General features: G+C 64.5%; 13 protein-coding genes. 6 read left to right on the forward strand and 7 right to left on the reverse strand.

Going from position 1 to position 13,595, the window contains the following annotated elements; all coding sequences use genetic code 11:
* Positions 1 to 31: 31 nt before the first annotated feature.
* The 4 genes from IGX34_RS04050 to IGX34_RS04065 form a co-directional block, all read right to left on the reverse strand.
* Positions 32 to 718 (reverse strand): flagellar hook assembly protein FlgD, encoded by a 687-nt coding sequence (locus IGX34_RS04050; RefSeq protein WP_192554363.1) that lies wholly within the window; start codon positions 716 to 718, stop codon positions 32 to 34.
* 13 nt (positions 719 to 731) lie between these two features.
* Positions 732 to 1,160, reverse strand: a complete 429-nt coding sequence (flgC, locus tag IGX34_RS04055; protein WP_192554364.1) for a flagellar basal body rod protein FlgC — start codon at positions 1,158 to 1,160, stop codon at positions 732 to 734.
* Positions 1,160 to 1,564 (reverse strand): flagellar basal body rod protein FlgB, encoded by a 405-nt coding sequence (gene flgB, locus IGX34_RS04060; protein WP_192554365.1) that lies wholly within the window; start codon positions 1,562 to 1,564, stop codon positions 1,160 to 1,162. The genes flgC and flgB overlap by 1 nt, the downstream gene beginning before the upstream one ends.
* Positions 1,565 to 1,948: 384 nt before the next feature.
* Positions 1,949 to 2,869, reverse strand: coding sequence for a chemotaxis protein (locus IGX34_RS04065; protein WP_192554366.1), 921 nt, complete (start codon positions 2,867 to 2,869; stop codon positions 1,949 to 1,951).
* A gap of 201 nt (positions 2,870 to 3,070) precedes the next feature.
* Here IGX34_RS04065 and IGX34_RS04070 point away from each other — a divergent pair, with 201 nt between their 5' ends.
* The 5 genes from IGX34_RS04070 to IGX34_RS04090 all read left to right on the forward strand — a co-directional run bounded on the left by IGX34_RS04070 (position 3,071) and on the right by IGX34_RS04090 (position 7,439).
* A complete protein-coding gene (locus IGX34_RS04070; RefSeq protein WP_192554367.1) occupies positions 3,071 to 4,381 on the forward strand; it encodes a methyl-accepting chemotaxis protein in 1,311 nt (436 codons plus the stop codon).
* Positions 4,382 to 4,494: 113 nt separating this feature from the next.
* A complete protein-coding gene (gene flgA / locus IGX34_RS04075) occupies positions 4,495 to 5,190 on the forward strand; it encodes a flagellar basal body P-ring formation chaperone FlgA (RefSeq protein WP_338015405.1) in 696 nt (231 codons plus the stop codon).
* A 118-nt stretch (positions 5,191 to 5,308) separates the two neighbouring features.
* Positions 5,309 to 5,620 carry a flagellar biosynthesis anti-sigma factor FlgM gene (flgM, locus tag IGX34_RS04080; protein ID WP_192554369.1) on the forward strand — a complete coding sequence of 104 codons (312 nt, stop codon included), beginning with the start codon at positions 5,309 to 5,311 and terminating at the stop codon, positions 5,618 to 5,620.
* A 4-nt stretch (positions 5,621 to 5,624) separates the two neighbouring features.
* On the forward strand, positions 5,625 to 6,071 hold the full coding sequence (locus IGX34_RS04085; RefSeq protein ID WP_192554370.1) for a flagella synthesis protein FlgN: 447 nt from the start codon (positions 5,625 to 5,627) through the stop codon (positions 6,069 to 6,071).
* A gap of 75 nt (positions 6,072 to 6,146) precedes the next feature.
* On the forward strand, positions 6,147 to 7,439 hold the full coding sequence (locus tag IGX34_RS04090) for an EAL and HDOD domain-containing protein (RefSeq protein WP_192554371.1): 1,293 nt from the start codon (positions 6,147 to 6,149) through the stop codon (positions 7,437 to 7,439).
* Between the two features lie 237 nt (positions 7,440 to 7,676).
* On the opposite strand, the gene IGX34_RS04095 is transcribed toward IGX34_RS04090, so the two are convergent.
* Complete coding sequence (locus tag IGX34_RS04095; RefSeq protein ID WP_192554372.1) at positions 7,677 to 8,720, reverse strand: HDOD domain-containing protein; 1,044 nt, start codon at positions 8,718 to 8,720, stop codon at positions 7,677 to 7,679.
* Between the two features lie 254 nt (positions 8,721 to 8,974).
* Here IGX34_RS04095 and IGX34_RS04100 point away from each other — a divergent pair, with 254 nt between their 5' ends.
* Positions 8,975 to 9,583, forward strand: coding sequence for an outer membrane beta-barrel protein (locus tag IGX34_RS04100; RefSeq protein ID WP_192554373.1), 609 nt, complete (start codon positions 8,975 to 8,977; stop codon positions 9,581 to 9,583).
* A gap of 168 nt (positions 9,584 to 9,751) precedes the next feature.
* Here the strand turns inward: IGX34_RS04100 and IGX34_RS04105 are convergent, their stop codons facing one another.
* Positions 9,752 to 11,683 carry a M61 family metallopeptidase gene (locus IGX34_RS04105; RefSeq protein ID WP_338015406.1) on the reverse strand — a complete coding sequence of 644 codons (1,932 nt, stop codon included), beginning with the start codon at positions 11,681 to 11,683 and terminating at the stop codon, positions 9,752 to 9,754.
* A 334-nt stretch (positions 11,684 to 12,017) separates the two neighbouring features.
* The gene (locus IGX34_RS04110; RefSeq protein WP_192554375.1) at positions 12,018 to 13,556 is read right to left on the reverse strand and encodes an amino acid permease; all 1,539 of its coding nucleotides are present in this window, start codon (positions 13,554 to 13,556) and stop codon (positions 12,018 to 12,020) included.
* Positions 13,557 to 13,595 lie beyond the last annotated feature (39 nt).

The raw sequence follows: 13,595 nt of genomic DNA on the forward strand, positions 1-13,595 counted from the left end.
TCTGAGGATGATGACGACCGATCGGTCGACGTCAGTTGATCTGCGCAACCTGGGCCAGCGGTACGCCGCCGATGCCTGCCACTTGCACATAGGTTCCGGTGCTGCTGCCGCCGTAGCCCACGCCGGTGACCGCGCCGGAGGCGTAGGTATCGAGCGCGGTGCTGGTGCCGCCGTTATTGGCCGAGATGCTGTAGGTGCCGTTGGCCACGGTGTTGCCGCTGCTGTCGGTGCCGTTCCAGCTGAACTGCGCCAGCCCCGCCTGCTGGTTGCCCAGGTCGATGGTGTTGACGGTGTTGCCGTTGCTGTCCTTGATGGTCACCACCACATCGCCAGCCGTGCTGACATTCACTGCACCGCCGACCGCGCTGCCGCTGTAGGCGAGCGTGCTGGAAGGCACCAGCACCTGCTTGCCGACCAGGTTGGAGGCGCTGAGCACCTGCGAGGTCTGCATGCCGCTGCTGAGGTTGCTGCTCAGCGACTGGATATTGGTGTCGATGTCCTGCGTGGTGCTGAGCGTGGCGAACTGCGCCAGCTCTGCCGCCATCTGCGAGTTGTCCATCGGCTGGGTGGGATCCTGGTTCTGCAACTGCGTGGAAAGCAGCTGCAGAAAATCCGACTGGGTCATGATCGAACCGGTCGGCGTACTGGTGACCGTGCTGCCGGTAAGGCTCAGGCCACTGGTCGAATAACTGCTGGTGTTGTTGGTTACGGCGGACATGGATGGCTCCGGATCAGCTGCCCAGATCGATGGTCTTGATCATCAGCTGCTTGGTGGTGTTCATAACTTCCACGTTGTTCTGGTACGAACGCGAAGCGGAAATCATGTTCACCAGTTCATCGATGGGATTGACGTTGCTGCCGTACACGTAGCCGTTCTGGTCGGCCATCGGGTTGCCCGGGTCGTAATGCGTTTCAACCGGTTGCTGGCTTTCCGATACGCCGACCATGCGCACGCCGTTGCTGGCCTGGCCGTCCTGCGCGCCGAGCAGGCCGTCGCTTTGCTGGGTGGGCGCAAACAGCAGCTCTTTCGCCTTGTAGGCGGAGTCGGCGCTGTTGCTGACGCTGTCGGCATTGGCCAAGTTGCTGGCCACGGTATTGAGACGCAGCGATTCGGCGGCCATGCCGGAACCGGCGGTATCGAAGATCTTCATCAGCGACATCAGCTTTGTCCTCCACCGTTGATGGCCAGGCGCAAGGTCTGGATCGTGCTGTTGATAAAGCTGAGGCTGGCCTGGTAATGCACCATGTTGCTGGCGAACGAGGCCTGCTCCACCTGCGTGTCGACGGTGTTGCCGTCCATGCTCGGCTGCAGCGGCACGCGATACTTCAGCTGCTCGGCCGATTGCGATGTGGTGTTGATCTGGCCCGGCGAGGGCGTATCCAGCGGCAGATTCGACGACTGGCCGCCGGCCTGCTGCAGCACCTGGCGGAAGTCGACGTCGCGCGCCTGGAAGTTCGGCGTATCGGCGTTGGCGATATTGGAGGCGATCACTTCGGAACGGCGCTGCCAGACATCCAGGGCCTGGCTGCTTAAACCGAACACGTTGTCGAGAAGATTGCTCATTGACGGATTCCCCGCAGCGATCACTGCTTGCAAGGGTCGTGAGCAAGTTGTATGCCACGCCTTCCGCGCATGGCACAAACCGCATGGCGCGGCCGTTTGCGGCCGCATGCGGGGACGTGGCGGCGATGGCCGCGACGTTATACCGGCGCGGCGGGACGGATTCCCGACATCACGCCAATGGCGATAAAGCCGTCAATTTGTTGACGGCCGATGCTCTACTCCCTCTCCCCTGCGGGGAGAGGGTCGGGGTGAGGGGCCGCGCTTGCCACGTGCTCCACACCGCTTTGTTTTGGTTTTTTGCTTCTTTCAGCGAACCAGCATCGCTGCGAGGTTGCCCCCTCACCCCAGCCCCCTCCCCGCAGGGGAGAGGGAGCAGAGCGCGTGTTAGTCCACCACCATCAGCTCCAACACCGTCTTCGCCAGCAAATCCGGCTGGAACTTCGCAATAAACCGGTCCGCCCCCACCTCACGCACCAGCGTCTCGTTGAACACGCCGCTGAGCGAGCTGTGCAGCACCACTTTCAATCCGCGCAGGGCCGGCGTCTCGCGGATCGCCCGCGTCAGCGCATAGCCGTCCAGGCGCGGCATTTCGATATCCGACAGCACCAGGGTGATCGGCTCTTCGTCGCCGGCCATCATCGCCTGCAGCTGTTCCAGCGCCTCGTGGCCGTCCTGCGCCACCATGCATTCGATTTCCATCTGCTTGAACAGATTGATGATGCGCAGGCGCGCCACGGTGGAATCGTCCACCACCATGATCCGGCGCGGCGAGATGTGCTGCTGCTCGGCCTGCTGCTGAATGCGGTGGGAGACCTCGGCGGCGGTGCCGTCGATGCTGGCCAGCACGTGCTCCACATCCACCACTGCCATCAGCTGGCCATCGATGCGGGTGACCGCGCTGACGCGCGAGCCGAAGCCAAGGGTCGGCGAGGGCGCCTCCAGCGATTCGCCGGTGCAATGCACGATGCGCTGGAAATCCGCCACCAGGAAACCCTGCACGGTACGGCTGAATTCGGTCACCACCAGGTGCGCCGATGCGGTGGTTTCCAGCGGCGAGTAGCCCAGCGCCGCGGCCAGGTCGATCACCGGAATGGTCTTGCCGCGGTAGTCGAAGCTGCCGGCGAGCAGCTGATGCATACCGGGCAGCTTTTCCAGCGGCGGCTTGCGCAGCACCTCGCGCACCTTGAACACATTGATGCCGAACAGCTGCGCGTCGCCCAGGCGGAACAGCAGCATGGCCACGCGGTTATGACCGGCCAGCCGGGTATGACTCTCCACGCTGTCCAGCAGTGCCGCGCCTGTCATGCCTGTTCCTCGATAGCTTCATCGGGCGCCGGATGGCGGCCGCATGGAACTATCGGCATGGGCGAGGGGATCTTGAATCTCCCGCGGCGGAATGACCTTGCGGAAAAGTGTGATGCGTGCCGCGTGGCACATCACTTGCTTCCTCAACTTTCGAATGTTCCCGCCGATGTCAGGGAACCCTTGTATGGAATTGCCTCGCTTATGAGTCTGCTCCGCAGCCAGCACCTGGCCGCCCTTATCCAAGCCGCCCTCGCCGGTAACGACGCCGAGCTGGCGCGCCTGAGCCGCAAGCATCCCGTGGCCGCCGGGCTGTTGGCGCCGCTGTTCGCGCGGCTGGCCCCGCGCGCGCCTGCCGCGGTGGCGCTGCAGTCGCTGGAACAGCAGAGCCTGGTGCTTACCCATGCCCAGACCCTGCATAAAGAGCAGACCGAGCTGGAACAGTCGATCGGCCAGAGCCGCGATGGTGTCGGTCAGTTGACGGAGCACAGCGCCGGGATGTCGACGATGCTGCAGCAAGCCCAGGGCGGTATCGCCCAGGCCGGCAAGGCCGGCGAGCAGAGCAGCGCCAGCGTGGCCGAGCTGAACGGCCAGCTGCGTCTGCTGCGCAGCGCGCTCTCGGCGATGAACCAGAATCAGAGCCTGCTGACCGAGCAGGTGGCGCAGATCCGTGCGCTCACCACCACGGTGCAGGACATTGCCCACCAGACCAACCTGGTCGCCCTCAACGCCGCTATCGAAGCCGCGCGTGCCGGCGATGCCGGTCGCGGTTTCGCGGTGGTGGCCGACGAAGTGAAGCAGCTGGCGGAAAAAACCACCCAGGCCACGGCGGAAATCGAAACCGTGACCAGCTCCATCGGTGAGTTCTCGCTGCAGATGAACGGCAATGTGCAGCTCGGCCTGCAACGGCTGGAGCGCGCACAGAGCGGCGTGACCGAAACCGAACGCTCGCTGCAGCAGGGCAGCGAAGTGCTGCAGGCCGCCGGTGGCCAGCTGCGCTCGCTGCGCGAAACCCAGGACGCCACCCAGGTGCGCGCCACCACCATGAAGGCGACGCTGGGTGCATTGCAGCGCCGTGCCTACGAAGCGCGTCGCCACGGCGAAGCGCTCAGCCGCGCCGCGGCACTGGCCCATCGCCTGTGCCTGGGCTGGCTGGAAGGCGAAAGCGGCAACGACACCGCCAGCCTCAGCCTGACCGTGCGCGAATCGGTCGTGGGCCTGCGCCAGAGCATGGAACTGGCGCTGCAGGAACCCACCTCGCTGGATCGCCGCTGGTTCGATACCGACGTACTGCAGCGCAGCCTCGACCGCCTTACCGCTCGACACGCCCAGCATCCCACCAGCGAAACGCTGCGCCAGTCGGCAGCGCGTCTGCAGGAACATGGCAACGCCTTCCTGGAACTGCTGATCAACGGCCAGTTCGACCAGGCCGCGCAGATGTCCGGCAAGCTGGAAAGCGAGCGCGACGCGATCAACAACCAGCTGTCCAGCATGCTGGCCGACGGCGTGGCATGAGTTTGCAGACGCCGCCGCCCTCTGCACGACGTCATTCCCGCGCAAGCGGGAATCCATTCTTGCTTTTTGACATCAGAGCAAAATGGATTCCCGCTTGCGCGGGAATGACGTCCGTGGGGGCTGCGGCACGGCTCATCGCTACGGCGATCCTTTTTACGAGCGCCACCGTCGCCCACGCCGACACCACCGCCGACCAACTGCGCAGCGCCGCCGAACAAGCCGTGCACACGCAGTACGGCAGCGCCGGCAGCCGCGTGGTGATCATGCCGACCCGACTCAATCCGCGCCTGCATCTGGCAGCCTGCCCGCACGCCTTGCAGACCAGTCTGCCCGGCCGCCAGGGCACGCCCTCGCGCGTGGCGGTGGCGGTGAGCTGCAGCGGCAGTCCGGGCTGGACCATCCAGGTGCCGGTGCAAATGCAGGTATTCCGCCAGGTGCTGGTCACCAGCCGCCCGCTGGCGCGTGGCGATATCGCCGGGCCGGCCGACGTGCACGCCGAGGAGCGCGACGTCACCCGCCTGGGCTATGGCTATATCGAAAGCCTCGACCAGATCACCGGCCATTCGCTGGCGCGGCCGCTGATCGCCGGGGCAGTGTTGGAACCGGGCGATCTCAACGGCCGCCAGACCGTGCGCTCGGGCGAGGAAGTGGCGTTGATCGCCGACCTGGACGGGATCGAGGTACGCGCCTCGGCCATCGCCCTGGACGGCGGCGACACCGGGGCTCATCTGCGGGTGCGCAACGGCAATTCGGGCAAGATCATCGATGCGGTGGTACTCAGCGCCGGGCAGGTGCAGGCGCTGCCATGAGCGGCCGCGCCGGGGCCGGCACAACCGGCCATACTTGCCGGGCCGACAGGCCTAAAGTTTTCCCAGGAAGGGCCGATACCCCTCCCAGGGCTCACCGAACCAGAGAAGTCCAAGGGCTATGAACACAACCATTTCGTCAAACGGATTACCGCAGCTTCCGCTCGCGACCACCAGCACGGACAGCAGCGCCAGCCAGGCGTCGACGACCTCGTCCGCCAGCAACACCGCGTCGGCGCAAACCGACGACAGCGTGAAGCTGACCGACTCGGCGCACGCCCTGCACCAGGCCAGCAGTACCGGCAGCCCGGTGGATACCGCCAAGGTGGAGCAGATCAAGAAGTCGCTGGCCGCGGGCACCTACAAGGTGGATCCGAACGCCATTGCCGACCGCCTGACCTCCATGGAAAACCAGATCGGCGGCACGAAGTAATGTCATGAGTCCGAATCTGCAGGCCGAACTCGGTGCCACGCTGCGCACCGTCCTGGACGAGATGAGCGCGACCACCGCGCAACTCATCACCGTGCTGGACGAAGAACGCGAAGCGCTCACCAGCGCAGACGCCAGGGCGCTCAACCGCGCCGGCGAGGCCAAGCAGATGCTGATGCGTCGGCTCGAGCAGCTCGATGTGGAACGCCTGCACCTGTGCAGCACCTCCGCCGACGCTACCGCCCAGGCCGAACCCGCGTGGCGCGACGTACTCAAATCGCTGGCCACCTGCCGCGACAAAAACCAGCGCAACGGCGCGCTCGTCGGCCAGCGCCTGACGCAAGTACGCCGCGCGCTGTCCGTGCTTACCGGTGCGGACCAGCAAGTCGGTACCTACAGCCCCAGCGGAGCATTTCAGGGAACGCCCCGCTCGGTGCCGCTGGCGCAAGTTTGATCAACGTCATCCCCGCGTGAGTCGGGCAGGGAGCCTGGTCACGGTAGTCGCTCCACCCCGCCCGGTATCGATATCATGACGACCAGTACTGCCTCAGCGACCGCCCCCGCCACCCCGGGCAACGACGCTCCCAATTCGCTGAGTGACTTGCTGCTCCCGGTAGTGCGCAGTCCGATCCTCGATCAGGAAGAAGAACTGTTCGCCTACGAGCTGGTGTTCTACCGCCAGGGCGCGGGCACCGACGCCGACACCACCATGATCGGCGGCATCCTTTCCGGCATCACCGATGGCGCGATCACTCGCCTGGTCCGCGGCAACCGCGCCTTCATGCGCATGCCGCGCTCGCTGCTGCTGGAACAGACCGACGTGCTGGCGCATACGCCGCGCCTGGGCGTGATCGTCGATCCGTTCCAGGTGCGCGACGCCGCCGTAGTGCAGCGCCTGCAGCAGCTGGCGCTGCGCAACTGCCCGCTGATGCTCGACCTCGGCAGCCTCGATCCGGCGGCCAGCCAGCCGCATGGCGCGCTGGAACCGCTGCTGCGCCTGGCGCGCTACGTGCGCATCAATGCCAAGGCGCTCGACCCGGACACGCTCGCCATCCGCTGCAAGCAATTGTTCCAGCGCGGCCTGGGCGTTATCGCCGGCAACGTCGACGACCATGTCACCTACGGCCATTGCAAGGATCTGCCGTTCCAGGCGATCCAGGGCCGCTACCTGCTGGTGCCGCAACAGATCGAAGTGCCGGTGCTCACGCCCAACCGCCTGAGCCTGCTGCGCCTGATGAGCGCGCTGCAGGAAAACAATGCAGGCCCGGTGGAACTGGGCGAAATCATCCGCGACGACGCCGTGCTCAGCTACAAGCTGCTCGGCTGCGTGAACTCTGCGTACTTCGCCTTGCCGCGCCAGCTGAAATCGATCCAGCAGGCGGCGATCTTCTTCGGCGTGGCGCGCATGCGCAACTGGATCAACACCATGTCGCTGAGCAGCATGGACGATCGCCCGCCGGAACTGCTGCGCGCCGCACTGATCCGCGCGCACATGTGCGAAAAACTCGCCCAGGGCATGTCCACCGAACAACAGGACATGGCCTTCATGGCCGGCCTGCTCTCGCTGCTCGACACGCTGCTGTGCGCGCCGATGGAATTCGTGCTCAGCCATCTGCCGCTGGCACCGGAAATCCGCGAAGCGCTGGTGGAAGAACGCGGTCCGTTCGCACCACTGCTGGGACAGATCTACGCCTGGGAAACCGGCGACCTGCAAACCGCGCAGATCCAGCCGCAGAACATCCGCAAGATGGCCGGCGCGTATTACGCGGCCACGCAGTGGGCGGACCAGGTGTATTCGTTCGCAGAACAGCGGCCCAATTAAACCCGCCACACACCGATGACATAGGTTGGGTTAGCGAAGCGTAACCCAACAATGCCGCCATCTTTCGGCACAACGGCACGCTATCTCGATGCGGATATTTGTTGGGTTACGCTGCGCCAACCCAACCTACAGTCGCGTCAGCCGCAGATATCAGCACGTATGCGTTGGCGCGGCAGCAACCGAATCAAGACCGCCGCACCCAGGCGACGCACCGTTGCGCGGCGAAACGCCGTATTGTCAGCCGACATACCCTTCATTCTGCCGAAACACCCGCCGCAACTCCTGCTGCGCGCGCTCCACCAGCACATCCGGCAGGCGATCCGGGCGATTCTGCGCCGGCAGCGTCGACCGGTCGATTACATGGTTCTCCGCCAGCATCTGGATCATCGACAGATGATCGGCCGCCAACAGCGCATTGCCCAGCTCCGTCACCGGCGCCCTGGAACGCGCTTCCAATCGCTCGCGCAAGGCTTCGATCACGTTCGGCGGCAATTCCCAATGCCGCGCCGCGCGCAGCGTGAGATGGTTGGCCATGCTCATAAAGCTGATCAGAAAGCTGCGACTGAATACGCCCAGCGTCGGCGGCGCTTCCTGGTCGAACACGCGCACCATCGCGCCTACACCGGCATTGCAGACCACCCCGGCCAGATAGGCTTCGAACGGATCGCCGTGGCCTTTGGCCAGGTACATGCTGGCATGCGCACAGCGTTCGGCGTGGTCCCACAAGCGCTGCCCGGCAGCATGGCCAAGCATGCCCGCGCTGGCCTGCAGAATCGGTTTCATCACGTGCTGGGTCACCATCTGGCGCAGGCCATCGTGACCCAGCAGCACCACTGCGTGCTGCAGGCTGCTGATGGCGCGTGCGGTGCGGTAGTGCGCGCTGCGGCTCACCCGCATCACCTCGCCCACCAGCACCGGATCGCGGCTGATCAGCTTGGCCACCTTGGTGCCGTCGGCGCTTTCGCTTTTCAGCAGGCGCAGCAATTGCGGCAGCACTTCGGGCAGGCGCGGCAGACTGCTGATATCGAAACGGTCGCCACCGCACAGTTCATCCAGCCGCTTGAGCATCACCTGCTCGGGCGGACGCAGCTCCTGGGTTTCGGAACCGGGCATGCCCAGCACCAGGCGGTAGAACCAATCCTGCACGTCGGCACTGCTGAGCGCGGGCACCGGCTGCGCCGGCTCCTCCGCGGTTTCATTCGGCCACGGCAACACGACGCCGAAGCGCGGCCGTTCTTTCGGCTCTTCGCGCGTAAACCAGCGTTTCCAGAATTGGCCCATATCCCCTCACGTACAAGACATTGCGGAACGGCTCTGCATTGCCGGTTGTATCGGCCGCAACCGCCCGGACTTGATCCTGAAACGGCAAAAAAGCGCATTTTCTTGCCCTGAACTCCACGCAAACCGCCGTCGCTCGACATCCCGCACGGCACTTTCGCCGGATCGCCGATGCCCTAAGCTTCGCGCCCTGCGTCGCTCTCCGTGACGCAGCACCCCGATAAGAAATTACGAAAACAAGATGCATGGAGCGTTTCATGAAAAAGCTACTGTTTGTGACTGCCGCAGCCTTCACCGCGTTTGCCGCTGCCGGCATCGCCGCCGCCGATCCGGTGGTCGGCAGCAATGTGGATACCAACCAGCTGGATAACTTCTTCGCGGCCGGCAACCTCGGCCAGACCCAATACCGCACCGACATCACCCATCCGCACAGCGTGTTCCAGAACGTGCGTTTCGGCTGGCGCTGGAACGGCATCGTCGGCGCGGAAGTCGGCTACGCCTATCTGGGGCGCCGCAAGAGCACCGGCCCGTTCTCCGAAACCTCGGTCAATGCGCGCGCAGCCACCTTGGGCCTTAACGCCAAATACAACGTCTACGACGGCTTCTTCGTCACCGCGCACGGCGGCTACCTGCGCTCGCAGCGCACCGATACCGTCACCAATTACCTCACCGACGGCAGCAGCGATCACCGTAGCTGGAATAACGGTTTGTACGGCGGCCTGGGCCTGGGCTACGACGTCACGCACAACGTGAGCCTGGCGCTGAACTACGACAACTATCGCCTGCAGTACAACCACCCCGACGATCGCTTTCGCGACAAGGTGAATGTGGCTGCGTATTCGGCGTCGATTGAATATCGCTTCTGAATTGGCGCGCTGTTGAGAAAAAAAGGCCGCCCCAAGGGCGGCCTTTTTTTCGGGAAGAAATGTTGCCACTCCCCTCACCGTCATCCCGGCGCAAGCCGGGACCCAGTGTCTTTCCGCATCGAAGTCACCAGGTCCCGGCTTGCGCCGGGATGACGGACTTGCATGCACTTACTTACGCGGCGCCACGATCGCACCAATCAGATCCTTGCCATCCGCACGCACCAGATGCGGATAACGCAAGCCACCGTGGTAATCGACCTTCACCGTGTTGTACAGATCCACATTCTTCACCAGCAACTCGATCGGCGCCGAAGAATTCTTGGCGCTGACGATCGCATCCTTCAGCGCATCGACCGAGAAATCACGGCCATTCACCGCCACGATGGTCAAGCCCGGCACCAGCCCGGCCTGGAAGGAAGGACCGTTCCACTGCACATCGCCGATGCGGCCGCTCTGGTTCACCACCAGGCCCATCGAGTAGGCGAAGTTGCCGCCGTGGCGCAGGCTTTCGCCGGCCTTTTCCTCGCCATTGGGCTTGTCGTCGTAGACCAGCTTCCAGCCGCCCTGCTCGATGCCGTGCTCGGGCAATTCGTTGCCGGTGTAATCCAGGCGATCGCGCAGGAACTTGGCCCAGTCGAACGGCTGCACCTGGTTGAGCGTGCTCACTACATCATCGAAGTTGTAGGTCTTGGTGACGTAGCTGCCGTTCTCCATGCCGTAGAAGGCATGCGCAAAATCGTCCAGCGAATGCTTGCCACCGCTGAGCTCGCGGATCTTGGTATCCACGTCCAGCCACAGCAGCTGGCCTTCCGGATAGAAATCGGTATCGCGGATAAAGTTGATCCAGCTTTCCGAACCGTAATAGGTCAGCGGCGCCGCATCGGCGGTGTCCTGCAGCGAGCGCCAGCTACGGCCGGTGCGATAGCTCATCTGCGCGGCGATATTGGCGATCGAATCGCGGTATTGATCCGGCGTCCACAGACCCGCGCGGGCGGTGAGCACGCCGCACCAGTAATCGGTAAGGCCTTCGTACACCCACAGCAGGTCGTCCTGCATCGGGATGTTGAAGTTCGGCGTCCACAGGTCGGCCGGACGACGGAATTTGCCGTTCCACGAGTGCACGAATTCGTGCGGCATCAGGCTGGCCGCCACCAGATGCATATCGTCATCGGTGAAGAAATCGGCCGGCAGGCGATCGTCGCTGGACTGGTGATGCTCCAGGCCGAAATGGCCGGTATGGTCGGACAGGGTCAGCAGAAAGTCGTAATGGCTGTAATGATGCGCACCAAACAGCAGGTTGGTCTGCGCCACCACGTTGCGCTGCTGCTCCAGCTGCTTGTCGGTCAGCTTCACCGCCTTGGCCGTGTCGCCCACCACGTTCAGATGCACCGGCACCGCGGCGCCCGGCGCCAGGTCCACGCGGTTGAAGTTGGCGCCGGCAATCAGCGGCGAATCGACGAAATTATTGAAGCTCAGCGGCTTGAAATGGATGGTGTTGCCGGACTGGTTGTCCACTTCCAGCGCACTGCCGAACTTCCAGCCCTGCGGCAGCTGCACAGTCGGCTGGATCTGGATCTGGCGGGTGTAATAGCCAGCCGGATAGAAGGCCACCTGGTTGAACTCCATGTCCACCAGGTCCGGCGTGGCCGAGGCGCTGGCGCCGAAGTTGCTGCCCTCGCCATCACCCGGCGAGAGGAAGTCGAAATCGAGATCGAGCTGGGTGGTGCCCTCCGGCACGTCCAGATGCAGCGCGAACATATCGCGCAGGTCGCGCCGCCACGGCAGCTGCTTGCCGTTGGCGCGGATGACCAGGCCCGACACATTCTCCACCGGACCGGACGGCGCATGTTCGCCCGGAATCCACTTCGGATAGAACAGCGTCATCGCGCCCGGCTTCACCGGAATGGTTTCGTGCGAGCGGAAAATACGCTTGCCCGCATCGGTGAGATCCACATTGACCGTGAGCATTCCTGCATACGGCTGATCGACGGGCGCCGCGGCATCGGCGGCTTCGGACTGTGCGGCCACACTGGCCGACAGGGAACAGGCCGCGAACACGGCGGCGGCGATCAGGCTAAAACGCAGGGTGTGGAATTTCACGGACGACTCCAGGCAGGCGCAGCCCGCGCGGACATCCGCGAGGACGGCAAGGTGATGACGCACGCCAGTAAAGGCGTTGGCCCATGCATGTTGAGCCAAGGCCCACATGCCCTACCCCTGCCAGAGGTCATATCGATACTTGGGTGTGCAGCGCGGTTTGGAATGAAACCACGCTGCGCCCCCTCTGCCCTGCGGGGAGAGGTTTGGGGTGAGGGGCCACGGCTTGCCCGAAACCCCGTAAGTACGCGGAGCGCTCTTGCTCCGCATCAACCACCGTCCCCGCAAGGTTGCCCCCTCACCCCAGCCCTCTCCCCGCAGGGCAGAGGGAGCAGAGCTACTGCTCCAGCTTGCTATGCCGCATGCCGTAGCCGAAATACACCAGGCAGCCCAGCGCCATCCAGATGATGAAGCGCTCGAAGGTGATCCACGGCAGGCCGCCGATCAGGTGCCAGCCGCCCGCATCCGTCATCGGCACGCCGAAGATCAGCAGCAGCGAGAACAGCACGCCCAGCGGCGCCACCACCGCCAGCGCCGGTGCGCGGAAACTGCGCGCCACCTGCGGCTTGCGCACGCGCAGCACCAGTACCGCCGTGCAGATGATGATGAAGGCGCTGAGCGTGCCGATATTCACCAGCTCGGCCACTTCGCCGATCGGCAGCAGACCGGCCACCAGCGCGGTAAACACGCCCAGGATCACCGTCGGCCGTGCCGGCGTGCCGAAGCGCGGATGGATATGCGCAAACCACGCCGGCAGCAGGCCATCGCGCGCCAGCGCAAACCAGATGCGCGCCGCGCCCAGCATGAAGGCGAACAGCACGCTGGTCACGCCGATCACTGCGGCCGCGGCAATCGTCACGCTCAGCCAATGCAGGCCGATCGATTCGAACGCGTCGGACACCGAAGCGTCGCCGCCCAGGTGGCTGTAGTGGGTAATGCCGGTCAGCACCAGCGACACCGCGATATACAGCACCATCGCCACTGCCAGCGACAACAGCACCGCGCGCGGCAGGTCGCGCTGCGGATGCTTGGCTTCCTCGGCCGCGGTGGTCAGCGTGTCGTAGCCGAACACCGCAAAGAACACCACGCTGGCGCCGGTGAGCACGCCGGCCCAGCCAAAATGCCCCACGCCCTGCGCGTCGAGCGCGCGTGGCGGAATAAACGGCGTCCAGTTCGCCGTATTTACGTAGAACGCGCCCACGCCCACCACCAGCAGCACGCCGATCACCTTGATCGTCACTACCACCGTATTGAAGCGTGCGCCCCATTCGGTGCGGATCGTCAGCAGCGCCGCCACCAGCAGCGATACCGCCGCGGCGATCACATTGAAGCGATGCCCGTCGCTGGGGCCGGCAATCGCCTGCGTGCCATGCACGCCGAACAGCTGCTGCAGGTAATACTCCATGGTCTGCGCGCTCATGCTCTGCTGCGCCCACTCCGGCAGATGCACGCCGGCCGAACCGAGCAGCACCTGCACGTAGCCGGACCAGCCGATCGCCACCACCGCCACCACCAGTGCGTATTCCAGCAGCAAATCCCAGCCGATGATCCAGGCCACGAACTCGCCCAGCACGGCATAGCCATAGGTATAGGCGCTGCCGGTGACCGGAATCAGCCCGGCGAATTCCGCGTAGCACAGCGCCGCGCAGGCGCTGCCGAAGCCGGCGATGATGAAGCTGAGCGCCACCGCCGGGCCGGCATTCATCGCCGCCTGCTGCCCGGCCAGCACGAAAATGCCCACGCCGATGATGCCGCCGATACCGATCGCGGTGAGCTGCCACAAACCGAGCACGCGCCGGAAATCGCCGCGCCGGCCCGCTTCCGCCTGCAACAGCTCGACGGATTTGTGGCGCAGCATCCTGCTCAGAAAACTCATGGGCTCACTCCGCAAAGGCAAAGCGCGGATGATAGCGAA

The organism is Dyella acidiphila, assembly GCF_014863405.1.
Classification (GTDB): Bacteria; Pseudomonadota; Gammaproteobacteria; order Xanthomonadales; family Rhodanobacteraceae; genus Dyella_B; species Dyella_B acidiphila.